19 protein-coding genes and 1 pseudogene are annotated in these 22,212 nt (G+C 63.0%); 9 read left to right on the plus strand and 11 right to left on the minus strand.

Annotation, left to right across the window (positions count from 1 at the left end; all coding sequences use genetic code 11):
- Window positions 1-53 precede the first annotated feature (53 nt).
- From AB4Y73_RS08375 to AB4Y73_RS08405, 7 genes are all read left to right on the plus strand, one after another.
- Window positions 54-2,039 (plus strand): helix-turn-helix transcriptional regulator, encoded by a 1,986-nt coding sequence (locus tag AB4Y73_RS08375; RefSeq protein WP_441870795.1) that lies wholly within the window; start codon window positions 54-56, stop codon window positions 2,037-2,039.
- A 10-nt stretch (window positions 2,040-2,049) separates the two neighbouring features.
- Window positions 2,050-2,406: a hypothetical protein gene (locus AB4Y73_RS08380; RefSeq protein ID WP_441870798.1), complete on the plus strand. Its 357-nt coding sequence runs from the start codon at window positions 2,050-2,052 to the stop codon at window positions 2,404-2,406.
- Window positions 2,407-2,438: 32 nt separating this feature from the next.
- Entirely contained in the window at window positions 2,439-2,729 is a 291-nt protein-coding gene (gene tatA / locus AB4Y73_RS08385; protein ID WP_441870801.1) for a Sec-independent protein translocase subunit TatA, read from the plus strand.
- Between the two features lie 49 nt (window positions 2,730-2,778).
- Window positions 2,779-3,573 carry a twin-arginine translocase subunit TatC gene (gene tatC / locus AB4Y73_RS08390; RefSeq protein ID WP_441870804.1) on the plus strand — a complete coding sequence of 265 codons (795 nt, stop codon included), beginning with the start codon at window positions 2,779-2,781 and terminating at the stop codon, window positions 3,571-3,573.
- Window positions 3,574-3,597: 24 nt separating this feature from the next.
- Window positions 3,598-6,522, plus strand: a complete 2,925-nt coding sequence (locus tag AB4Y73_RS08395) for a DEAD/DEAH box helicase (protein WP_441870807.1) — start codon at window positions 3,598-3,600, stop codon at window positions 6,520-6,522.
- A gap of 85 nt (window positions 6,523-6,607) precedes the next feature.
- Window positions 6,608-8,263 carry an amidohydrolase gene (locus tag AB4Y73_RS08400; protein WP_441870810.1) on the plus strand — a complete coding sequence of 552 codons (1,656 nt, stop codon included), beginning with the start codon at window positions 6,608-6,610 and terminating at the stop codon, window positions 8,261-8,263.
- Between the two features lie 104 nt (window positions 8,264-8,367).
- Complete coding sequence (locus tag AB4Y73_RS08405; RefSeq protein ID WP_441870813.1) at window positions 8,368-9,111, plus strand: polyprenol monophosphomannose synthase; 744 nt, start codon at window positions 8,368-8,370, stop codon at window positions 9,109-9,111.
- A gap of 158 nt (window positions 9,112-9,269) precedes the next feature.
- Here the strand turns inward: AB4Y73_RS08405 and AB4Y73_RS08410 are convergent, their stop codons facing one another.
- The 5 genes from AB4Y73_RS08410 to AB4Y73_RS08430 form a co-directional block, all read right to left on the minus strand.
- A complete protein-coding gene (locus tag AB4Y73_RS08410) occupies window positions 9,270-9,617 on the minus strand; it encodes an RNA polymerase-binding protein RbpA (RefSeq protein ID WP_354216298.1) in 348 nt (115 codons plus the stop codon).
- A 271-nt stretch (window positions 9,618-9,888) separates the two neighbouring features.
- A complete protein-coding gene (locus AB4Y73_RS08415) occupies window positions 9,889-10,830 on the minus strand; it encodes an SPFH domain-containing protein (protein WP_441870817.1) in 942 nt (313 codons plus the stop codon).
- Between the two features lie 56 nt (window positions 10,831-10,886).
- Window positions 10,887-11,351: an NfeD family protein gene (locus AB4Y73_RS08420; RefSeq protein WP_441870820.1), complete on the minus strand. Its 465-nt coding sequence runs from the start codon at window positions 11,349-11,351 to the stop codon at window positions 10,887-10,889.
- A 102-nt stretch (window positions 11,352-11,453) separates the two neighbouring features.
- Complete coding sequence (locus AB4Y73_RS08425) at window positions 11,454-12,341, minus strand: putative RNA methyltransferase (RefSeq protein ID WP_441870823.1); 888 nt, start codon at window positions 12,339-12,341, stop codon at window positions 11,454-11,456.
- Window positions 12,342-12,512: 171 nt separating this feature from the next.
- The gene (locus AB4Y73_RS08430) at window positions 12,513-13,169 is read right to left on the minus strand and encodes a peptide deformylase (protein WP_441870826.1); all 657 of its coding nucleotides are present in this window, start codon (window positions 13,167-13,169) and stop codon (window positions 12,513-12,515) included.
- Between the two features lie 60 nt (window positions 13,170-13,229).
- On the opposite strand from AB4Y73_RS08430, the gene AB4Y73_RS08435 reads away from it, so the two are divergent.
- Window positions 13,230-13,649, plus strand: a complete 420-nt coding sequence (locus tag AB4Y73_RS08435) for a nuclear transport factor 2 family protein (protein WP_441870829.1) — start codon at window positions 13,230-13,232, stop codon at window positions 13,647-13,649.
- A gap of 23 nt (window positions 13,650-13,672) precedes the next feature.
- Here AB4Y73_RS08435 and AB4Y73_RS08440 read toward each other — a convergent pair whose 3' ends face one another.
- The 4 genes from AB4Y73_RS08440 to AB4Y73_RS08455 all read right to left on the minus strand — a co-directional run bounded on the left by AB4Y73_RS08440 (window position 13,673) and on the right by AB4Y73_RS08455 (window position 17,818).
- On the minus strand, window positions 13,673-14,812 hold the full coding sequence (locus AB4Y73_RS08440; protein WP_441870832.1) for an FAD-dependent oxidoreductase: 1,140 nt from the start codon (window positions 14,810-14,812) through the stop codon (window positions 13,673-13,675).
- Window positions 14,805-15,482 (minus strand): class I SAM-dependent methyltransferase, encoded by a 678-nt coding sequence (locus tag AB4Y73_RS08445; RefSeq protein WP_441870835.1) that lies wholly within the window; start codon window positions 15,480-15,482, stop codon window positions 14,805-14,807. Before AB4Y73_RS08445 ends, AB4Y73_RS08440 begins: the two co-directional genes overlap by 8 nt.
- A 28-nt stretch (window positions 15,483-15,510) precedes the next feature.
- The gene (locus AB4Y73_RS08450) at window positions 15,511-16,728 is read right to left on the minus strand and encodes a type III polyketide synthase (protein ID WP_441870838.1); all 1,218 of its coding nucleotides are present in this window, start codon (window positions 16,726-16,728) and stop codon (window positions 15,511-15,513) included.
- 172 nt (window positions 16,729-16,900) lie between these two features.
- Window positions 16,901-17,818, minus strand: coding sequence for a hypothetical protein (locus AB4Y73_RS08455; protein WP_441870841.1), 918 nt, complete (start codon window positions 17,816-17,818; stop codon window positions 16,901-16,903).
- A gap of 590 nt (window positions 17,819-18,408) precedes the next feature.
- On the opposite strand from AB4Y73_RS08455, the gene AB4Y73_RS08460 reads away from it, so the two are divergent.
- The gene (locus tag AB4Y73_RS08460; RefSeq protein ID WP_441870844.1) at window positions 18,409-19,635 is read left to right on the plus strand and encodes an NAD-dependent epimerase/dehydratase family protein; all 1,227 of its coding nucleotides are present in this window, start codon (window positions 18,409-18,411) and stop codon (window positions 19,633-19,635) included.
- Between the two features lie 94 nt (window positions 19,636-19,729).
- On the opposite strand, the pseudogene AB4Y73_RS08465 reads toward AB4Y73_RS08460, so the two are convergent.
- Window positions 19,730-19,880, minus strand: a pseudogene (locus tag AB4Y73_RS08465) (IS5/IS1182 family transposase); the annotation flags it as partial.
- A gap of 215 nt (window positions 19,881-20,095) precedes the next feature.
- Window positions 20,096-21,292: an aminotransferase class V-fold PLP-dependent enzyme gene (locus AB4Y73_RS08470; protein ID WP_441870847.1), complete on the minus strand. Its 1,197-nt coding sequence runs from the start codon at window positions 21,290-21,292 to the stop codon at window positions 20,096-20,098.
- Between the last annotated feature and the right edge of the window lie 920 nt (window positions 21,293-22,212).

A 22,212-nucleotide genomic window follows, 5' to 3' on the forward strand; every position in this document is an offset into this window, starting at 1 on the left:
TGTTGTTGCCGCGCTTTCCGCTTTCCCCGAAGGAATTTAGTAACGTAGCCAGAGTGTCCGTATCCCGTACTGAACGCCTGCTCAACCTGCTCATAGCCCTCCTGAACACCAAATACGGCCTGCGCCGCTCGGAGCTGCGGGTGAAGGTCTATCACGACACCTCCGGCAACGACGTCGCATTTGGCCGGATGTTTGAGCGGGATAAGAACGATCTTCGCCAGTTCGGCTTTGATGTGGAAACCGTGACTGACCACGGGTGGAGCGAGGATGACCCGGCCACCACCCGTTACCGCATTGGCAAGGAATCCAACCGCCTGCCCGACGTCCAGCTCAGCCCGGGGGAGTGGACAGTCCTTCTCCTTGCCTCCCAACTGTGGGAGCGCGCCGCCCTGGGCACCGCTGCGGCCAACGCCCTCCGCAAGCTCCAGGCCTCCGGGACCCTCTCCGACGTCGAGCTTCCCGTAGGCGTGCAGCCGCGGATCAGGCCGGCCGGACAAGCATTCGATGACGTGGTGGCAGCCATGCACGCCCAGCACCCGGTCAGCTTCCCCTACCTGGCCGGCACCACGGGCAAGGAAGAGCAGCGGACGGTCGAACCCTGGGGCCTCGGCAGCCGCTTTGGCCAGTGGTACCTGACCGGCTTCGACCGGTCCCGCCAAGCGCCCCGCCATTTCCGGCTATCCCGCTTCACCGGCCCTGTTTCCGTGTTGGAGAAGGAAACCTACTCACCGCCGCGGAACTTCAACGTTCGCAAGGAGCTGGACAAGCTCCCCGAACTCCCGCTCCGCACCGCCGTGGTGGATGTCCGGGACGGCCGCCTGCTGGGTCTGCGAAAGCGCGCGACGCCGGTGCCCGACAACAGCGCGGGAACGCCCGACGACGGCGACGAGCGGCTGCACGTGGATTTCAGGGACGTTGAGGTACTCGCTGAGGAGCTTGCCTCCTACGGTCCCGATGCCGTTGCCCGAGAGCCCGAAGAGCTGGTGGTGGCCGTGCGGCACCGCCTACAGAGCGCGGCAGCATTCTGCACGGCTCCGGTTCCCACTTACCGGTTCGCCGACTCCCCGCCTGGCCGGTCCATCCGCAAACGTACCTCCGAGGACCAGCTGAAGCGGATGCTGCAGCTGGTACCGTTCCTGGTCCACAACCAGGGCCTGCACATCCAGGATGTCGCCGCCCGGTTCGGGATCACGCCCGGCGAGCTCGAAAGTGATCTCCGGATACTCATTTGTTCGGGGTTGCCTGAGGGATACCCGGACGATCTGCTGGACATCCACTGGGACGAAGGCCACGTCTACATCACCCAGGACCTGGACCTTACCCGGCCGGTCCGGTTCACCGTGGACGAAGCCTGCGCCCTCCTGACTGGCCTGGAAACACTCAACGGACTACCTGAACTTGCCGAGGGGGGCGCCTTGGAGTCCGTTACCCTGAAACTCATGGCGGCGGCCGGGGAAGAGGGGCTGCGTGCGGCCTCGTTGGCCGGTCCGGAAGTCGGGCCCACCGATTCGGCCGTCCTGGACATTGTCCGGCGGGCCATCCGGGACCGGTCCCAGCTGCGGCTGGCCTATTTCTCTGCCCAGCGGGACCAGGTCACTGAACGGGACGTGGACCCGCTCCGCCTGTACTCGCTGGACAACACCTGGTACTTCGAGGCTTACTGCCATTCCGCCGCGGGCTTGCGGAACTTCAGGCTGGACCGGGTCCAGGAGATTCGGCCCAACGGTCAGCCAGCCTCCACACAGATCCGGCCTGAGGAAGGATTCCCTGCCAAGTTGTTCACGCCGAACGACGACGACACCACCGTCCTCGTGCAACTTACCAGGCAGGGCGCGGGGCTTGCTGACGACTATTACGCGGAAAGGGTGGCGCCCCTGCCGGACGGCGGGCTGGTGGCCGAAATCCGGTTCGGTAACACAGCGTGGCTGCCCATGTTCGTGGCCCAGCAAGGCGGCGCCGCCCGAATCCTCGAACCTTCAGAGCTTGCGGCTGCCGCGCGGAGCTGGATCGAGGCGGCCCTCGCCCGGTACGGCAGCTAGACTCGACAGCATGCCTTGGTGGTCTTGGATCCTGATCTGGATAGCGCTTGTTGCGGTCTCTGCACTCTTTTATGTCCTCCTGGGCATCCGGCTGTACCGCCAGGTCATGGCAGTACTGAAGGACCTTGGTGCCGCCGGTACAAAACTCGGTCACCTGGCCCCGGCCATGCCAGCACCCACCACCGGCGTGCTGCAGAGTGCCACACCGGACCAGCCAGGCGCGGCTGTTTTTGCCTCCCCGGCGCAGATGCGACATGATTACGACGCATCCAAGTCATCCCGCCGGGAGAACCGCCGCCAGAGGCGCGTGCAGCGAAAGAGTGACAGGGGCCAGCCCCAGTCACTTCGCGATCTGGATCTCAGTTAGACGTAGGATGTTGTAAGAGGAAAGGAATTCCCGTGGGAAGACTCTTTGATGGCCCGTGGCCAATTGTCATTATCATCGTTGTTGCGCTGTTGCTTTTTGCTGCGCCGAAACTCCCTGCCATGGCCCGTAGCCTCGGCCAGTCCATGCGGATCATCAAATCCGAAGTCAAGGAAATGAAGAACGACGGCAAGACCGACTCCACCGACACCGAGTCCGGCCCGGTGGAAGGCAAAATCGTTAACCACCCGCAGGCCAACCCTGCACCGACGCAGCCCGGTGAGCCGACCAACGGCACCGACGTTCCGCCGTCGAACCGCGCATAAACGAACAGTGGCACTGACGCGGGGCCGTAAATCCAACCCAGAGGGGCGGATGGCTCTTTGGGACCACCTCAAAGAGCTCAAGAACCGGCTGATCAAATCGGCAATTGCTGTGCTGCTTGCTGCCGTGGGCGGCTGGTTCCTTTACGACCCCGTCGTCATCAGCCTCTCGGCTCCGCTGATTTCGATAGCCCAGGAGACCGGCCGGACGGCCGTCCTGAACTTTGCAACCATCGCGGACCCCTTCGCCTTCAAGATCCAGATCGCCATCCAAATCGGGCTGGTGATCTCCAGCCCGGTGTGGATCTATCAGGTGTGGGCGTTCATTACCCCCGGTCTGACCAGTAAGGAGCGGGGCTACACTCTCGGCTTTATGGCCGCCGCCGTACCGTTGTTCCTGGCCGGCGTCTTTGTGGCCTGGCTGGTGTTCCCCACGGTAGTCCGGGCCCTGCTCCAGTTCACGCCCCAGACCGGCGCCAACAACATCTCGGCCACCGACTACCTCACGTTCGCCACGCAGATGCTGTTGATTTTGGGCATCTCGTTCCTGGTGCCTGTGATTTTGGTCGGCATCAATATGGCCGGGGTGGTGCGTGGACGGACCATCCTCAAAGCCTGGCGGATCATCGTTTTTCTGGTCTTTGTCCTGGCCGCCCTGGCCGCGCCCGGGACGGACGCCCTGTCCATGTTCCTGCTCGCCGCTCCGCTCCTCGTCCTGTTTTTCGCCGCGATCGGGCTGTGTATCGTCAACGACAACCGCCGGGATAAGCGGCAGGCTAAACGCGACGCCGAGACCGACGCCACTGCCGACATCGCGACCCCCGGCAGTGAACTGAATAACCTGTAGCGCGCAGCGCACTAGGCTTGAAGCATGTCCTCTATTTCCGGGCCGCTCTCGCCCTCCGAAAGTTACCGGGCCAGCAGGGAACGCACAGCCGAGGCGCGCACCTACCTTGGCGGGTTTGTCCGCACCCTCGATTTTGAACTCGACGAATTCCAGCGTCTTGCCTGCCAGTCCCTCCAGGAGGGCAGGGGAGTACTGGTGGCTGCACCGACCGGAGCCGGCAAAACCATCGTCGGGGAATTTGCCATCTACCTCGCGCTGGAGCGGCACCTCAAGGCGTTCTACACCACGCCCATCAAGGCACTGAGCAACCAGAAGTTCACAGAACTCGCTGAAAAATACGGGGCAGAGAACGTCGGGCTGCTGACCGGCGATACCAGCATCAATGGCGACGCCCCGGTGGTGGTGATGACTACAGAGGTTCTCCGGAATATGCTGTACGCCGACTCGGCAACCCTGGACGACCTCGGCTTCGTGGTCATGGATGAAGTCCACTATCTCGCGGACCGTTTCCGCGGTGCTGTGTGGGAGGAAGTGATCATCCACCTCCCCAGTGAGGTCCAGGTTGTCTCGCTCAGTGCCACGGTCTCGAACGCAGAGGAGTTCGGGGCGTGGCTGGATACCGTGCGCGGTGACACAGACGTCATCGTCTCCGAGCACCGGCCGGTGCCCCTGTGGCAGCACGTGATGGTAGGCCGGCAAATTGTGGACCTCTTCGCCGGGGAAACCACCTTCGACGAAATCGCGCCGCCGGCCGATGCCGAGACCGGAGCGCCCTTGGCGGTCCGGGAAGAGCTGGAGCCAGGGAGGAGTCTCGCTACCCGCGGTGGCGCAGCCGGCCGGGGGTTCGAGGTCAACCCCGACCTGCTGGCAATGGCCCGCAGCGAAAGCCAGGAAAGCTTCCGTGGCCGGTTCGGCCACGGCGGGCGTAACCAGCGCCGGCAGCACAAGCAGCGCTCTGATTCCCGCCCCGCACAAGGGTCCCAGCCCGGCGCCGTCCGGAAGGCCAGCCGGCCCCAGGTGATCGCCAGCCTGGACCGCCAGGACCTGCTGCCCGCCATTACGTTCATCTTTTCCCGGGCCGGCTGCGACGCCGCCGTGGCACAGTGCGTCTCCTCAGGTCTCTGGCTGACCACTGAGAAGGAGCAACGGGTTATCGCCCAACGCGTAGACGAGGCCGCGCAGGACATCCCGTCCGATGACCTCGACATCCTTGGCTTCTGGACGTGGCGGGACGGCCTGCTGCGGGGATTCGCCGCCCACCACGCGGGCATGCTGCCAACCTTCAAGGAAGTGGTGGAGAAACTCTTCGTCGAAGGCTTGGTCAAGGCTGTCTTCGCCACCGAGACCCTCGCCCTCGGCGTGAACATGCCCGCCCGTTCCGTGGTGCTGGAAAAGCTGGACAAATTCAACGGCGAAGCCCACGTGGACATCACGGCGGGGGAATATACCCAGCTGACCGGTCGGGCCGGCCGGCGTGGCATCGACGTCGAAGGCCATGCCGTGGTCCTCTGGCAGCCGGGTACAGACCCGGCGGCGGTGGCAGGCCTCGCCTCGCGCCGGACGTACCCGCTGAATTCAAGTTTCCGGCCCACGTACAACATGAGCATCAATTTGCTGGCCCAGTTCGGCAGGGCACGTGCCCGCGAAATTCTCGAATCCTCGTTCGCGCAGTTCCAGGCGGACCGCTCCGTGGTGGGCCTCGCCAAGCAGGTGCGCAGCAGGGAAGAGTCCCTCACGGGGTACGCCAAATCAATGACGTGCCACCTCGGTGATTTCACCGAGTACGCGCGGCTGCGCCGCGAACTCTCCGACGCCGAAAACGTCACCTCCCGCACCAAGTCCCGCGCCCGGAAGTCCCTGAACGAAGACTCACTGGCCCGGCTGATGCCCGGAGACGTGGTTGACGTGCCGGGAGGTCGGGCGCCCGGCCTGGCGGTTGTGCTGAGTTCGGACCATAGCGGCCGGGAGCCGCGGCCGGCCGTCCTGACCTTGGACAACCAGCTCCGCCGGATCGGCACCGAGGACCTTGAAGGGCCGATTTCTCCCCTGACACGGATTCGGATTCCCAAGGCCTTCAACGCCAAGGTCCCCAAGTCGCGGCGCGACCTCGCCGCTTCAGCACGGAATGCCTTGCGCGAAAACCGGCCACCAGCGCCCGGCCGAAGCACGGACTTTGGATTGGGCAGTGTCATGCCCAACCAGGAAAAACGGATCACCGAGCTGCGCCGGGCACTCCGGGCCCACCCGTGCCACGGCTGCAGCGAGCGTGAGGACCATGCCCGCTGGTCAGAGCGCTGGTGGAAACTGCGCCGGGAGGCGGACGGTTTGATCCGCCAGATCCAAGGCCGCACCAACACCATTGCCAAGACCTTTGACCGTGTGTGCGACGTCCTGTCGGCCTACGGTTACCTGGAGGCCGGTGCAGATGGTCGCCAGTCCATCAGTTCCGACGGCCAGCGACTCCGCCGGATCTACGGTGAGAAGGATCTCCTGATCTCCCAGTCACTGCGTTTGGGCGCCTTCAGCGACCTGGACGCCGTCGAAGTCGCAGCCCTGGCAAGCGTCCTGGTCTACCAAGCTAAACGCGAGGACAGGGGCCTCCGCCCCCGGATGCCGAGCATCGCGCTCGAAACGTCGGTGGACCTGGTGGTCCGTGAATGGTCAGCGCTTGAAGACGTGGAAGAACAGAACAAGCTGCCACTGACCGGCGAACCCGAGCTGGGACTCGTCTGGCCCATGTACAAGTGGGCGAAGGGCCGGCACCTCCAGGAAGTCCTGAACGGCACCGACCTGGCGGCAGGTGACTTTGTGCGCTGGGTCAAGCAGGTCATCGACCTCCTGGACCAGTTGGCGAAGATTCCCGGCCTGGATCCGCGGCTGGCCCGGCTGTGTTCGGAAGCCATTTCACTGATCCGACGCGGTGTTGTGGCCTACTCCTCCGTCCTCTGAGGCAACAAGCGGCAGGACCCCGCTAAAAATGCAGTTTCCCGTATAGGCAGCGTTTGCTGCGTCCCCCACCCAGGAGCCTTCCCCTATGACTGAACGTCCCACCGTGCCCGCCCCGTCCGAACGGAAGGTGGTCCTGTACCGCAACGGCTCTGTGTACTCTGCAGCGGATCCGCTGGCCACCGCCATGGTGGTGGACGGCGACACCGTCGCCTGGGTTGGATCCGAGCAGGCAGCGTCCTCGATAGCCGACTCCTCCATGGAAATCATTGACCTTCGCGGGGCCCTCGTGGCACCGGGATTTGTGGATTCGCACGTACATCTCACCGAGACCGGTATTGCATTGGATGCCCTGCAACTCGGCGGTGTCCGGTCCGCCCGGCAGCTCCTCGACGCGGTGGCTACCTCCCGGGGCGAAGGCCCGGTCCTGGGTCACGGCTGGGACGATTCCGTGTGGGAGGATCCTGCCCTGCCCACAGCCAATGAACTTGACCAGGCCGCCGGGGGCCGGCATGTCTTCCTGTCGCGGGTGGACGCGCATTCGGCCCTGGTTTCCTCCTCCCTTGTTGCCGACGCCGGACTTGCCGGCCTGGACGGCTATAACTCCGGCGCGCAGGTCCTGCAGGCTGCGCACACTGCGGCACGCCAGGCAGCGCGGCGTCTTCCCGAGTCCAGCCTCCGCGGATACCAGCAGCGTGCCCTCAAGGAAGCGGCCGCGAACGGCTACGTGGCCGTGGCGGAGATGGCGGCGCCCCACATCAGTGGAGTAGCCGATCTTCGGCTCGCCACCGCATGGAACACTGACACTGCCGGGCGGGCCGTGCCGGAAGTGCTTCCCTACTGGGGCGAACTGGCCACCTCGGAAGAACACGCCAAGCAACTGCTGGATGGACTCGGCGTCCCCGTGCGCGGTCTCGCCGGGGATCTGAACATTGACGGTTCCCTTGGTTCCCGGACTGCGGCCTTGCGGGACGGCTACACAGACGCGCCGGGGGAGCGGGGCAGCCTGTACGTTACGGCCGCGCAGGCCGGCGCCCATCTGGCCGCCTGTTCCCTCCTGGGCATTCAAGGCGGCTTCCACGTCATCGGTGACGCCGGCCTCGACGCCGCGCTGGAGGCCCTGGAGCTGGCCGCCGCTGAAGTGGGGGAGCAACGGATCCGTGCTGCCGGCCACCGTTTCGAGCACGTGGAATTGGCGGACGCCGGCGCCGTGCAACAGCTTGCCCGGTACTCCGTTACGGTCAGCGCCCAGCCCCGCTTCGACGCGGCATGGGGGAACGACGGTGGCATGTACCAGCAGCGACTCGGTGACCGGAGCCGGTCCATGAACGCGTTCGCCTCGTACTATTCGGCCGGCGTTCCCATCTGCTTCGGCAGCGACAGCCCGGTGACGCCGCTGCGGCCCTGGTCCAGTGTGCGGGCCTGCCTGGAACACCACAATCACGACCAACGGATCTCGGCACGCGCCGCGTTCCTCGGCCACACCCGGGCCGGTTGGCGTGCAGCCAAGTACCACAATCCGATGGCTGGCCAGCTGGTTCCCGGCGCCCCGGCCAGTTTCGCCGTCTGGGACGTGGAGGAACTGATGGTCCAGGTGGCGGATGGCCGGGTGCAGTCCTGGAGTACGGATCCGCGCGCACGCACCCCCTTGCTTCCGGCGCTGGACACTGGCACCGACCCGGTTTGCCTGCAGACCGTCAGGGACGGCCAGGAACTCTTTTCCAGTGCGGCGCTGCGTTCCTGATCCGATGCGCAGGTCAGCGCCCTATAATGGGTAGTTGCGCCTGCCAGCCAGCGAATCAGCTGATGATCAGGCGCTCCGACCGCTCCCGTCCAGGAAGGCCCTTTGTGCGCGTCCTTACCATTATTCCGACCTACAACGAGCTGGAATCGCTGCCCAAGACCCTCCAGCGCCTGCGGGCAGCCGTACCCGCCTCGGACGTTCTGGTGGTGGATGACAACAGCCCGGACGGCACCGGGCAACTGGCGGACAGCATTGCAGCCGAAGACGCGCAGGTCCACGTTCTGCACCGCAAGGGCAAGGAAGGCCTCGGCGCTGCCTACATCGCCGGCTTCAAATGGGGCCTCGAGGCCGGCTACGAGGTCCTGGTGGAAATGGATGCCGACGGCTCCCACCAGCCTGAACAGCTGCCCCAACTGCTGGAAGCCGTTGAACAGGGCGCCGACCTGGCCATGGGTTCCCGCTGGGTCCCGGGTGGCAGCGTGGTGAACTGGCCGCTGTACCGGCAGGCGATTTCACGCGTTGGCAGCACCTACGCACGGCTGATGCTGGGACTGAAGATCAAGGACGTTACCGGTGGTTACCGTGCCTTCCGGAGGTCCACCTTGGAAAGGCTCAACCTCGACCAGGTCGATTCGGTGGGTTATGGCTTCCAGGTTGACCTGGCATGGCGGGTTGCAAAAATGGGCCTCAGAATCGAGGAGCGACCTATCACGTTCGTCGAACGGGAACTGGGCGCCTCCAAAATGAGCGGCAACATTGTGGTTGAAGCCATGATCAACGTGACCCGGTGGGGCCTGCAGGCACGCTGGAATAAGCTCAGGGGCAAAAAGGAACCGGCGCAGAGCTAGCAGCACGTCCGCTCGCACGGCCCGCAGTCCGCGCCTGCACGCACTCTGGCGGTAACGAAAGGGCCGGCCCGGTGACGTTTCATCACGTCGCCGGGCCGGCCCTTTCAACTTTCAACTACTCAGTGTGCCTCGTCAACGAGGCTGGGACCGCCAGTGGGTCAGGCGCTGCGCCGTTCACCGCGGCGTTCGCGCAGGATGGTCAGCCGGTCCTCAAGAATCTGCTCGAGCTCCGGGAGGGAACGCCGCTCCAGGAGCATGTCCCAGTGAGTGCGGACAGCTTTCTCGTTGCTGGTATCGGGACGTTCGCCGTCTACCAAGAGCGCTTCCTTGCCGGTCTTGGATACCCACACAGGAGGAATTTCAGCCTCTGAAGAGAACGTGACAAAAACCTGCTCGCCGTCCGCGCACCGGTATTCGACACGCTGACGCGGAGCCGGCTCGACACCGGACTCGGTCTCCATGCTCTGTGCGCCAAGGCGCATACCCCGCAGGCTGCGATCGCTCATGTTTTCTCCCTCTGGTCGGTTCGCGGAGCAAGGCCCCACGCAAGCCGATGCGATGTAATCACACCGGACTACTGTGTGCACTGTGTTGCATCAATAGATTCAACGCATTGCGAAGCATTCTTGTTCCAGCGGATCTGGTCCTACCGGACAAACACTCAATTATACCGGTAGGCGGCCCTGCCACCAAACGTAGCCCGGGGCTGGGTAACAACGGCAACGGCCGCACCGCCAATGGCGGCACGGCCGTTGCCAGTAAAGTCCTGAGTCAGGCTCAGGGCTGTTTGGCGGGTTCCTCGTCGAAGAGTCCGCTGCCGGAGCGCGGGTCAGGATTGGTACCCCCGAGCGCGTTGCCAATGCCCTTCAGCGCCTCCCCGACTTCACTGGGAATGATCCACAGCTTGTTGGAAGACCCTTCCGCCAGCTTGGGAAGCGTCTGCAGGTACTGGTAGGCGAGCAGCTTCTGGTCGGGGTTCCCCTTGTGGATGGCGTCGAAGACCTTTTGGATGGCCTGCGCCTCGCCGTCGGCACGGAGAATGGCAGCCTTGGCGTCACCTTCGGCTGCGAGGATAGACGCCTGCCGCTGGCCCTCGGCCGTCAGGATGGCTGACTGCTTGGTGCCTTCCGCAGTGAGAATCGCAGCGCGGCGGTCGCGTTCGGCCCGCATCTGCTTCTCCATGGAGTCCTGGATCGAGTGGGGCGGATCGATCGCCTTCAGCTCGACGCGCGATACGCGGATTCCCCAACGGCCGGTGGCCTCGTCCAGGACGCCGCGCAGCTGACCGTTGATCTGGTCGCGGGAGGTAAGGGCCTCTTCGAGGTTCAATCCACCAACGACGTTTCGCAGAGTGGTGGTGGTCAGCTGTTCCACTGCCTGGATGTAGTTGGCGATTTCGTAGGTGGCCGCACGCGGATCGGTGACCTGGAAGTAGACCACCGTGTCGATGGAGACCACCAGGTTATCTTCCGTGATAACCGGCTGCGGCGGGAAGGAGACCACCTGTTCCCTGAGATCGAGGAGCGGCAGGAGCCGGTCCACAAAAGGAATCAGAATGGTGAGTCCCGGGTTGAGGGTGCGCTGGTATTTACCAAGGCGTTCAACGACGCCGGCCCTCGCCTGCGGAATGATCCGCACCGAACGAACCAGAACAATTATCACGAACACGATCAGGACCGCCAGCACAATGGCTAAGGCGACTCCTCCTGCGTTATCCATACATCTCCCTATCCCCAGTTATTGGGCTGTATCAAACACTGTTGGTGAGGCTGCAACTACGACGGGTCTGTTTGCTCATGCGGTGCGGATACAACTGCCGTGGCGCCATCGATGGCCGAGACAACGGCCTTTTGGCCGGCTGGCAGTACAACGCCGGCGGAGCGGGCGCTCCACATGTCGCCGCCGATTTTGACCAAGCCGCCGGTGGAACTGACTGCTTCCATCACAAGGGCTTGCTCGCCGATTAGCCGGTCCACGTTGGTCCGCTGTTCGGCGGGGCCCTTTTTGAGGTGGCTGAGGGCGACCGGGCGGACGAAAGCGATCATCAGCAGGGACACTACACAGAAGGCCACTATCTGGAGCCACAGGTCTGCGCCGGCAAAATCCGCGACGATGGCAGCGAGCGTTCCGCCGCCAAGCATGATGAAGAATAGGTCAAGGGTGATCATCTCGATGACCGCGAACGCTAGGAAAGCCGTGAGCCACAGGGCCCACCAATTTTCACCGAGCCATTGAAACATCCCGTCCCCCTTGACCATCCGGTAGCTGTCTATTTATCCTAGTCCGCCCTCTCGCGGCACGGCAGGTGGCCAGGAAGGGCTGACGGGAACGTGGCCAAGTCGTTACCCAGGGCGCCCTCCGGGTCGGAAGACGGTGATCCTGAACAGGGCCTCAACTTCGGAGGCCGTTTCCGGGGTGTCCAGTTTGGCGGCAAGAGCGTCGCGATCCAGGTGATGCCCGGCCGGACCCATGAACGCCAGGTCAGCCCTCTCCCTCGGGGTCAGCATCAGCCGGATATCAACGTCGCGGGTTGATTCCTGCACGAAGAACCCGGCGAGGGACTCTGCCAGCCGGGCATCCTTTTGGTCTTCGATGGCCAGCATCCCGGCTTTGGCGGCCAGCGAGGCCAGATGGCCGGGACGCGGTGTCACCACCACCAACCGGCCATCATGATGTAGAACGCGGGCGAATTCGGCGGCGTTGCGGGGTGCGAAGATGACCGTCACGACGTCGACGGCGGCCTCCGCCACGGGAAGGGGCTGCCACACGTCGCACGCGAGGTTGAAGGCTTCCGGGTTAAGGCGCGCGGCGCGCCGCAGAGCGAATTTGGAAATGTCGAGCGCGATGGCGGTGACGTCGTCGCTGACCCCCCTGACGGCGTCGAGCACTACCCGGAGGTAGTGGCCCGTCCCGGTTCCCGAATCGAGGACAGTGAACGGGGTTCCGGGACGCACCCGGGCGAGGACAGCGTCGGAGACCGCGTCTGCCAGGGGTCGGTAATGTCCGGCGTCCAGGAAGTTGAAACGGGCTGCCACCATGTCCGCGGAGTCTGCTTCGAACACTGTGCCCTTGCCCACCAGGAGGTTGTAGTAACCCTGGCGTGCGGCGTCAAAGCTGTGGCCTGCTCCGCACACCACCGACGGACGGGACCCTTCGCCAGTGAGAGTGTGGAGCGTCAACTGGCGCCCGCACAGCGGGCAGCGCAGCGGTGGGGCAGGGGAGGACGGCATAGCCACCATCTTAGGGCGGTTGAAACACGGTGCGTGGCCGTCGCCCGATGAGGCGCGGCACCGGCGGCAGCGGTTCGAGCACATCCTTCGCTGGTGGGCGCGGTTCCTCCCGACACCCGCGAATCCTGCCGAGGTTCCGAACGGGTAAAACCGGCTCAGCATTCGGGGATACTAGGGCAGGAATCCCAAGCCGGCGCGGGCCTTCCCAATGCCCGGCTCGGCCCAGTTGGCGGCATACTCGGCGTTACTGCTCAAGGACCTCATCTCGGCGAGGTCCACGTAGAGCGTGCCCTGCACATGATCTGTTTCGTGTTGGACGATCCTTGCCTGCCAGCCCTCGAATTCCTGCTCCGTCCCCCTGCCGTCAGGAGCTTCAAACTGGAGCAGCACCCGTTTGTGGCGCACCACCACGGCTTGCAGGCCGCTGAGCGAGAGGCATCCCTCAAAAAAGGCCGCCGTTTCCGTGCCCAAGGGCGCATAACGCGGGTTGAGGATAGCCAGGAAGTCCAGCGGCTTGCGGTGCCGCATAGCAGCCGACTCCGGGTCGACGTCGAACTGGTCCTCGAGGACCGCCAGTTGGAGCGGAATCCCAATCTGGGGCGCAGCGAGTCCTACGCCTGGCGCCTCATGCATGACGTTTTGCATGAGAAGTATCAGCTGTCGGAGCTCGGTGTCGCTGATCTGGCCGTCGAAGGCGGCGGCATGCTGGCGCAGCACGGGATGCCCGGCCTGGACGATGGGCGGCAAAGCACCTGCTGTCAGGATCTGCTCGACCCGCTCACGGATTTGCGCAGGCGTGAAGGGAGTGGGCGGTGAGACAGCAATCATGGGGAAAGCCTAACCGGCAGGAGACTGATGACGGGGGCCCGGTCGGCTAGTGTCGAAGCCATGGCAGACCTGACTCCGCTGGAACCCGAAGCACTGGAATGCGTCCTCGATTTTGTCCGGACCCTTGAGGCCGGAGGCGGCGGCGCGGCCATCCGGCCCTTCCTCGCTGCGAATTTTCGCCTGCTTGAGGCGCCGCATCTGCTTGCACCGGAAGGGTCCACCCGTACTTTGGCGCAGGTGCTTGCAGGCGCCGACCAAAGCAGCGAGGTGGTAGCCAACCAGAAGTTTGAGATCCGGCGAACTACCTGCCAGGGCGGCCGCGTTGTTTTGGAAGCGGACTGGTCGGCGACCGTCCTGATGGATCTGAAATATTGGGACGCCGGCGACACCATCCGCGCGCGCACCTCGTCAGTTTTTGAAGTCCGCCAGGGGCAGATCGTCAGCCAAGACAGTTACGACTGCTACTTCCTGAATTCCTGACCGAAGCAGGGCTGCCCTGGCAGTCATTGCATGGTGAACCGCCGGGCCATCAGCCTGTTCGCTGACGGAAATCCTGCCACCGTGCCGAAGGCCAGATTCCGGAGGCCCATAAGCGGCAGCGCCACAGGCCGGCCCAAGGACATGTTCACCCCCGCTTGCCAGCGTGCACGGCGCGCCGTCTTCCGCCTTCGGGAGACATAATCGTGGAGGTCACTGCCGACGGGCCTGCCTGCCAGGGCCGCACAGATAATCGTCGCCAACTCCGCCGCGTCAAGCCAGCCAAGGTTCATGCCCTGGCCGCCAATGGGGCTGATTTCGTGCGCTGCGTCGCCGACGAGCACGGCCCGACCCTCCACCAGTCTGCACGCCACCGACGACCGCGGGCTGAAGGCGCTCACCATGGTGTTCGTCGCCGGATCAGGCCGGACCCCGGTGCGGTCCTGAACCAGCCGGGACAGAGCGCCGGCGTCCATATTCAAGGCCGGGCGCTCCGTGCGGACTACCCAGCGGCGAAGGCCACCGGGAAGGGGAAAGGACTCCACTATCCCCTCGGCTTCCAAGTACAGGACAGCTTGCTGCTCGTGATTTCCGTCTGCCGCAAAATCGCCCATGACGTAGTGGTCTGGATAGGTTTTCGTGTTCACCGGGACGTTCAGCATGCTGCGTACCGATGACCGGGCCCCGTCAGCGGCGACGAGGAGGCGTCCGGTGATGCTGCCGCCACCGGCTTCCTCCGGCGCCGCAACCGCCACGGTGACCAGGCCGCCGTCGTCCGTTACACCAGAAACCCGGGCTCCCCGGGTCAGAGCGGACGCGTCGAGGTCGTGAACCCGCCGTTCAAGCAAGGATTCCGTCGTGAACTGGGGGAGGGACAGCACAAACGGAAAGCGGCCCGACACGGTGGCGAAGGACATCGACCCGACGGTCCTGCCCCGGCTCAGGGCCGTTCCACCAAGGATCGGCACGCCGGCACGCACCATGGAGCTGGCCACGCCCACTTTGGCCAGGGCTGAAAGGGCAGGCGGGTGGATGCCGATGGCACGGGAATGCTGTTCACGCCGTAGCCGCTGTTCCAGGACACGGACCTTCACCCCTTCCTGGAGAAGCAGGGCAGCGAGGTACAGGCCAACCGGGCCGCCGCCCACAATGACCACGTCAGTCATGGGGATGGCCCGGACGATGGACGAGGACCTGGTGGAAGGGCGGGTGCCGCCGGACGCGCCAGCCCGGGGGAGCAGCGGCCGCAAGTTCAACCGGTGTGTAGCTGCGACGGATGGAAACCAGGCCGTCGGCGCGGATGAACGACCCGCGGAACGGGAGTGCCGCGACTGAGAACAGGACGTAGGCCGCCGTGTTTCGGCGCAGGTCGTTGTGAAGGCAAAGCCGCCTTGCCAGGACCCGAGAGTCTGCGAGCAACTGTGCCAGGTCGGGCGGCTGCAGGTGATGGATGACGTGGTTGGAAATCACGACGTCGAATCGTCCCCCTTCGTGGACCAGCTCGCCGCTGCCCGCCTGCACGAACCTGACGTTTGGGGTGTGCGGGCGGCTGGCTGCGAAGCTGTGGGCGCGGCTGTCCGGGTCGATGCCGGTAACGTCGAGCTTCAGCTTGTCGCGTTGGGACCACTGCTCGAGGAGCCGTGCCAGGTCGCCTCCGCCGCTGCCGATGTCCAGGACGGTGGTGACGGTACTGGGGGAAAGAAGGGGCCGCAGTTCCTGGACGTAGAGCAGCCTCCAGCCGGAAAAGAGGCGGTTGACTAGACCGAACTGCCGGTAGGTCAATTCCAGTTTCGCGGGATCGCAGTCGGGCGCGTCCATGAGTTCCGCTGCATCCACAGCCCGCCGCCGTAAGAGCAAAATCAGCTCAAGCCCGTGAAGTGGCGGCCGCCCGCTCCTGGATCCGCTCCTCGGGGCGGGCTTTACTTGGCTCGACAGCGGTCTCCGGCGCGGCGGCCTGGCGAAGTTTGGTGAAGAGCCCTGTTTCCACGGTGAGTCCGGGGCCGAATGCCATGGAGCAGATGCGTTCATCGCCTTCCACGGGCGGCTGCTCCAGGATGTGCTTGAGGACGAACAGTACGGTGGCACTGCTCATGTTGCCGAACCTTCGCAGCGTTTCCCGGGCGGGGACCAACTGCTTGTCCGTGAGTTCAAGCCGCGTTTGGACCTTGTCCAGGATGCTCCGGCCGCCGGGGTGAATGGCCCAGTGGCGAATATCCCGGTAGCGGAGACCGAGCAGCGAGTCATCGCGGGACAGGAGGGGTTCGAGGGCGCCGATGATGTGGTCATCGATGATGTGCGGCACGTAGTTGCCCAGGACCATCTCAAAGCCATGATCACCGATGTTCCACGCCATTGATTCCTCGCCCACCGGAGTGAGTACGGTTTCGAAGTGGTCCAACTGAAGTAGGGCCAGCGCATCCGGAGCGTTTCGGGCGGTGACGATGGCGGCTGCCGCGCCGTCGGCAAACAGCGCGGAGCCCATAATGGTATCCGGATCGTTGGATGTCCGGACGTGCAGGGAACAGAGCTCAGCACAAACCACCAGCACAACAGCCTGCGGATCTGCCTCGCAGAACGACTTGGCCGCCCGCAACGCCGGGAAGGCCGCGTAGCAGCCCATAAACCCGAGGTGGTACCGCTGGACGGCGGGGTCCAGCCCCAGCGCACGGACAATCTTGTAGTCCGGGCCGGGATTGAAGAAACCGGTGCATGACACGGTGATCACGTGAGTTATGTCAAGTAAAGTGAGGTCCGGGCAGGCGTCCACAGCGGCCCGGGCGGACTCAATGAAGAGGGCAGTGGCCTGTTCGGCGAAGATCTCATTACGAACCTTGGTGGACGGATTCAGCAGAAGACCCGTGGCCGGATCAAAGAATTGCGGATCGTCCGAGCGGAAAGCCATGGTCATTTCTTCCACCGCTGTGTGCCGCGTGTCGATGGCTGCTGAATCGAAGCACGTGTTCACCAGGCGCGAGCCCAGCCTGGTCAGGCCGGGCTGAGCTGCGAAAACGTCCCGCGCTTCGGCCTGGATCAGCACAGTGGGCGGGACAGCAGTTTCCAGTGAACGCAGGTAGACCGTCATTGGTTCATTCTTGGCGAGCACCGGCGATAAGACAATGGCCGGGTCTGCGTGAAAAGCGTTCAATACCGATTCCGTGCCAGCTTGCGGTCCCGTCACATGACAAACGGGGGCCGGCGAAAATTCGCCGACCCCCGCGTGGCTTCCGGTTGTCTCCGGTGCCTGCCTCTTCTAGCTACTGCTTGACAAGGGTGTTGCCATAGCCGGCATCGCAAATGCCGTCATGAATCACGCCTGCGCCCGGCGCCACTGCATAGTTGCTCGCCGGGTCGAAGACGGCGGTGTGGACGTCCGTGACCTTGGAGGCGCACTCGTTGGCGCCGCTGGCACTCATGCTTTCGCCGCCGATCCACAGGTCGATCCAGATGGTGGAGTTGGTTCCGTTCGCGTTGACGCCCTGGTGGCAGGGGCCGTTCTGGGGATCGTTGCCGTCGCCGCAGGTGTCCTCGACAATAAAGTAGCGGCGCACGCTGGGCAGGTAGATCCGGGTGCCGGCCGGGAAGTCGAGCACGGACTGGCCGGTGGCCTTGGAGTGGCCCACGGCGATGGTGATCGGGTCCGCGTAGGTGCCGGTTCCGCCGGCTGTCTTGTGCAGAATCGGGTGGCTGATGATAGCGGAGCCGGCCGGCGTGTTGTCGTGCCACGTGTACGCCGTTGTGTACGCGGTGGTGACAATTCGCTCAGAAGACGACGCCGGTACGACGGGCGCCGGTGCGGGCTTCGGAGCTGGGGCTACCACCGCAGGCGCTGCAGCGGGTGCGGGAACGGCCGCCGGAGCGCTGGAAGGCTTTGGTTCTGCAGCTTTCTTGTCAGCTGCGGCTGCAGCGGCTGCCTCGGCTTCCTTTGCCTTCTCGGCCGTCTGGGCCTTCTCTGCAGCAGCAGCTGCTTCTGCCTGTACTTTTTCGGCCGCGGCGCGCTGAGTGGTACCGACCGCGTCGGCCGATTTGTCGTGCGTCGAGGTGGCTTCAATCCCGGCGTTAGCCGAAACCGAAGACTGTGCGGATGAGTTGGGGACGCCGGTCACGGAGCCACACGCCGAGGTGGCGAGTAGGACCGTGAGCATGCCGGCGGCCAGCAGATTGTTTCTGCGCATGGAAAACAAAGCCTCTTCATGGGAGTGCGGAACGGGCGGCGCCTGGGGAGGTACCCTGCCCGGAAAGGTCACGGTCTGCGGAACGCGAAGGCGCTGCCACCTGGGGCAGTAGCACAAGCAGAAACGTTTAGGGCGCTTCGTGAGGCGTGTGCGCTGACCGGTTACCCAAACGTTACCTTGGTTGGCGCGTGGGAAGCCAATCGTCGGCGCGCCGCCCTCACTGGCTTGACGGTGCGTCGGGCGGTGCCTCGGCTGCCGGCGGAACGTTCCGGGGTGGTGGCCGCGGTTGACGCCGCTCCGGCCCGTAATCTCCCGCGGATCCGGGGGCGGGGTCTGCGACGGGGATCTTTGCCTCGTCAGCCGCCGGCGGGGCCCTCCAGGCGGGGAGGATAGGCCGGGTTCATGCCCCAGCCATAAGCCCTGAACCGGTGGGTTTGAGAGCGACGAAGATGCACGGCTGAGACGGCAGGTGCACCTTCAGTCGTTAGCATTGACTTCCGGCAATGGCTGCTCTAAATTTCGTATCACATATCTGTATATAACGTGTCAATACAGAAAGTCAGTCTTACATGGGCTTAAACAAGAGTGAGTTGAACAGCAACACGGTCATGATACTTGGCGGTGACGGATATCTGGGCTGGACGCTGGGATTGGCTATGGCCAACCGCACTGACCGGCATGTGGTCTTGGTGGATAACCTCGTTAAACGCCGTTGGGAAAAAGAGGCTGGGGCAAAGGTCCTTGTGCCACTCAAGAGCCCCAAAGCCCGCATCGCCGAATACGAGCGGATCTTCGGTAAACGGAATCTGTCGTTTGAAAAAGTCGAGCTCCTGGACTCAAAGGCCGTAGAGAAGGTCATTGCCAAGTACCGGCCGGCTGTTGTCATTAACGCTGCCCAGCAGCCCTCCGCACCCTTCTCCATGAGCAGCGCTAAGAACGCCGCCGCCACGTTCTCGAACAATATCGTCGGCCACCTCAACGTTATTTGGGCCATCGCCCATATCAGTAAAGCCACCAACTACATCAAACTTGGTTCCGGCGGTTGCTACATGGCTACTGACACCGACTATGTCCCGCTAGGTAAGCACGACTTTACCTTCGAGCATCACGGCAAACAGCACAAGGTCCTGCAGGGCCTAATTCCCATGCAGGCCACCGACTTTTACCATCAGTCAAAGATTGCCGATCTGCTCATTGATGACCTCTGCTCCAAGATGTGGGACATGAAGGTCATCACCGTCCAGCAGGCGACAATTTTTGGGGCGACGATTCCCGAAAATCACTCTAAAGCGTGCGGGGGCCTAGCGGCTCGGTTCAATTATGATGCTGTCTTTGGCACCGTTTTCAACCGCTTCGTCTGCCAGATGGTCATCGGTCACCCTCTCACAGTTTATGGCGACGGCACCCAAAAGACCGGCTTGATCAGCCTGAGCGATACAGCCGAAAACTTCATCAAGTTAGCCAACCTCGACGTTGAGCCCGGCGAACATACTATTGTGCATAATTACACCCACCGCCTCAGCATTCGCGAAATCGCCCAAAGACTCGCAGATATCGATCCCTTGGCTAAGATTCACTACCTTGACAACCCTCGCCGGGAACCGACCTGCAAGCTCGACCTCCAAGTTGAGTTGCATGAGGCCGTCGAGGTCACCCAGGCCAACAAGGAAGCCCGACTTCAGGCAGAAATGGCCAACCTGCTTGAGTTCACGCACCGTTACAAGGACAACATAGATCCAGATATCATTTTGCCAAAAATCCAATGGTCGGCAGGGGAAACCAACGCCACTAGCCCAGGGTTCGTCAGGACCCTTTGAGGGGCGTGACTGTAGGCGCGGGACCAGGTACTTTTCCAACGAGCCTCACCGAGCATCACCCGTCGGTCTAAAACACGTACCTAGGCGTGTCTCCTTATTGGCGTAGCCAGATGACGACGGAATAGAGGACGACACCGGCTCGGTAGGTCAGTGCGAGTTTGTCGTAGCGGGTGGCGATGCCGCCACTGCTTGAAGAGGCTGAAGGACCTCTCGACAGTGTTGCGGCCTTTGTAAGTCGCGGCGTCGAAGTTCACGGGGCGCCCGCCGCGTGAGTACCGGAACGGGCGTCCACGCCGCCCGTCAGAACTCGGCAGCAATGGCTCGACCCGGGACCACTGATCATCACTCAAAACAGATGTTCTCGACACCGTTTAAGCATTCCAGCTGGCCCGCCCCCGATTTAGGAGACACGCCCTAGGCCTTTCACCGACGTGGCCGCGGGCCAGTCTGCCCTGATTATCTACAAGCGGCTCTGCGGGCGCCACCCGCCACCGCTTAGGAATTCACAGGTATGCCGGGCCAGCATTTCGACGTCTTCAAGCCTGGACTCATGGATGAAGGACACCCGAGCCACGTCTTGGATAGCCTTGATATAGATGCCCCTTTCCATCAAGAAATTGCATAATGCGTCCGGATCTGCGGTCCGCATCGAGATGATGTTGCTCTGGCGCGTACCATGATCGATAAATTCAATCTCATGTTCTCGCAGAATGGCCTTAATCGCCTCCAAAATCTGGAGATTCTTCTGTTGGATGACTTCCATGCCGATGGTATTGATTTCCCGGAGCGCCGCGTGGAGCGCAGCCAGTCCCGTAATGTTTTGGGTACCATCTTGGAAGCGGGCGGCCGTATTTTTTAGCACATATGAATCCTCATCAAAATATTCCATGCTGCGGATACCCGCCTGGCTGTCGCGCAGGGCGGGCATAACGGTACTATTGACGTACATAAAGCCAATGCCCATTCCGGCGCGCAGATACTTTTGGCCACCGCACACTAGTATGTCCACCGGCGTCTTGGCTAAATCAATCGTACGCACGCCAATGTGCTGCACAGCATCGATCACTAGAAAGATTCCCAGGTCACGGCATACTCCTGAGAGCAGGGTCAGCGTCGGCATAAATCCGTCGTAGCGTTGGGCGGAGGACATACTTATAACCTTGGTGTGGGGGCCGATGCTCTCGAGCAAACGCAGGAAAGCGGCTTCATTGTCGCGGCCCGCTATTACCTTTACCGCAATTCCGTCTTGACGCCTACGCAGCCATGGCAGCAGGTTGGCAGGATATTCATTGCCAAGGACCAGCACCTCGTCGCCCCGCGTTAGAGGTAGCGCCTCGCTCGCGATCATGATGCCCTCGCTCGTATTTTTCAAATACGTAATTTCCTCGGGCGAGCAGTTGACTAGCCGGGCAGCTTCAGTGGCCATGTCGTCTGCCAGCATGTCGTAACGGTAAAGCACTTCCGGCGGCCCGTACTTGTAAAAATCCGTCAAGCAAGTGCGCGCTGCCTCATAAGCGGTCCGGCTCATCGCCGCGACTGTAGCGTAATTGAAGAGTATTTTTTCAGATACGGGCTTCATACCAGTGCGGATCCGGACGCGGAGCGCGTCCGGCTCGATTGCCGGCGAGGTGGTGGCGTGGACTGTACTGCGCGGCATGTTGACTCCCGGGCTGGCACTGCTTCAAAAAGCGTGAAGGCGCTCAAACTATCAGCGTGTCAAGCCCAACGTCACGAGTAGTCGGTACCCGAAAAATTCATGGTGAGGAAAGGCCATTCCAAGTACCTACTCGGAACGAAAAGTGCGGCGGTGCCCTGGACTCAACCACTTGTTGGTGCGGTGTGTTGGGCGCCGGCAGCTGCTGATTCTGTGGCGTTGAGTGACGGGGCGTTCGATTCCAGTGGGGGAGTAGCCGGTCGTTTCTGCGGTCACCGCCTCGCGGCCGACGGGCAGCCAACGACCGGTGCCGACGGTCAACAAGCTCGTCGATGTGATCGACAATTCACTGTAGTTCCACCCGGGTGGACGCCAGTCGCTGCGCCGGCAGGCTCAGGATGCGGCAGGTAAGGAGCAGAGTTTCGGGCGACTCCTTACGTTCTGCCGATGCGGCAGGCCGGTGAGATTGTGCGTGCCGGCTCCCGGTAGGTTCTGCGTATGGAGACCATGAGACGTTGTTCAACTGAGCATTACGCGGCAGCGCTTGAGTCGTGGTCATTTCTTGAATTTTCCGACAAGCGGCCGTTGCTCCTCACCCTTTGGCGATGTGTTCTTTGATAGGTTGGCCACCGAAGCTGACAGCGCTGGCCTTTGACCTGGCGAAGCCGAGGTTTATAACTTTCGGGTTCCTCCGGCGCTTGGAGGCGGGGTGGCTCTAAACAGCCCTATCTACTCCCTTTCCTAGAACGCCGATAATCTACATTATGTAAAGTAGTAAAAAGGTTGTCCGCATTTTCTGCGAATATGTCCACTCTTGATAACGGCCGCGCAGGCGTGGGAATCCGCTCTGACCAGCCCGTTTACTCGCTTCGCCGTGGCAGGGATCTGCTCGGGCGAACCGGTGCGCCCTGCGCTGAACGGCT

The sequence above is a fragment of the Pseudarthrobacter sp. TAF60_1 genome, from assembly GCF_052113505.1.
Lineage (GTDB): Bacteria > Actinomycetota > Actinomycetes > Actinomycetales > Micrococcaceae > Arthrobacter.

Coding starts and splice junctions, on each gene's coding strand:
- AB4Y73_RS08380 (WP_441870798.1), top strand. CDS start 2,050: ATGCCTTGGTGGTCTTGGATCCTGATCTGGATAGCGCTTGTTGCGGTC.
- tatC (WP_441870804.1), top strand. CDS start 2,779: ATGGCTCTTTGGGACCACCTCAAAGAGCTCAAGAACCGGCTGATCAAA.
- AB4Y73_RS08395 (WP_441870807.1), top strand. CDS start 3,598: ATGTCCTCTATTTCCGGGCCGCTCTCGCCCTCCGAAAGTTACCGGGCC.
- AB4Y73_RS08400 (WP_441870810.1), top strand. CDS start 6,608: ATGACTGAACGTCCCACCGTGCCCGCCCCGTCCGAACGGAAGGTGGTC.
- AB4Y73_RS08410 (WP_354216298.1), bottom strand. CDS start 9,617: ATGAGCGATCGCAGCCTGCGGGGTATGCGCCTTGGCGCACAGAGCATG.
- AB4Y73_RS08415 (WP_441870817.1), bottom strand. CDS start 10,830: ATGGATAACGCAGGAGGAGTCGCCTTAGCCATTGTGCTGGCGGTCCTG.
- AB4Y73_RS08420 (WP_441870820.1), bottom strand. CDS start 11,351: ATGTTTCAATGGCTCGGTGAAAATTGGTGGGCCCTGTGGCTCACGGCT.
- AB4Y73_RS08425 (WP_441870823.1), bottom strand. CDS start 12,341: ATGCCGTCCTCCCCTGCCCCACCGCTGCGCTGCCCGCTGTGCGGGCGC.
- AB4Y73_RS08430 (WP_441870826.1), bottom strand. CDS start 13,169: ATGATTGCTGTCTCACCGCCCACTCCCTTCACGCCTGCGCAAATCCGT.
- AB4Y73_RS08435 (WP_441870829.1), top strand. CDS start 13,230: ATGGCAGACCTGACTCCGCTGGAACCCGAAGCACTGGAATGCGTCCTC.
- AB4Y73_RS08440 (WP_441870832.1), bottom strand. CDS start 14,812: ATGACTGACGTGGTCATTGTGGGCGGCGGCCCGGTTGGCCTGTACCTC.
- AB4Y73_RS08450 (WP_441870838.1), bottom strand. CDS start 16,728: ATGACGGTCTACCTGCGTTCACTGGAAACTGCTGTCCCGCCCACTGTG.
- AB4Y73_RS08455 (WP_441870841.1), bottom strand. CDS start 17,818: ATGCGCAGAAACAATCTGCTGGCCGCCGGCATGCTCACGGTCCTACTC.
- AB4Y73_RS08470 (WP_441870847.1), bottom strand. CDS start 21,292: ATGCCGCGCAGTACAGTCCACGCCACCACCTCGCCGGCAATCGAGCCG.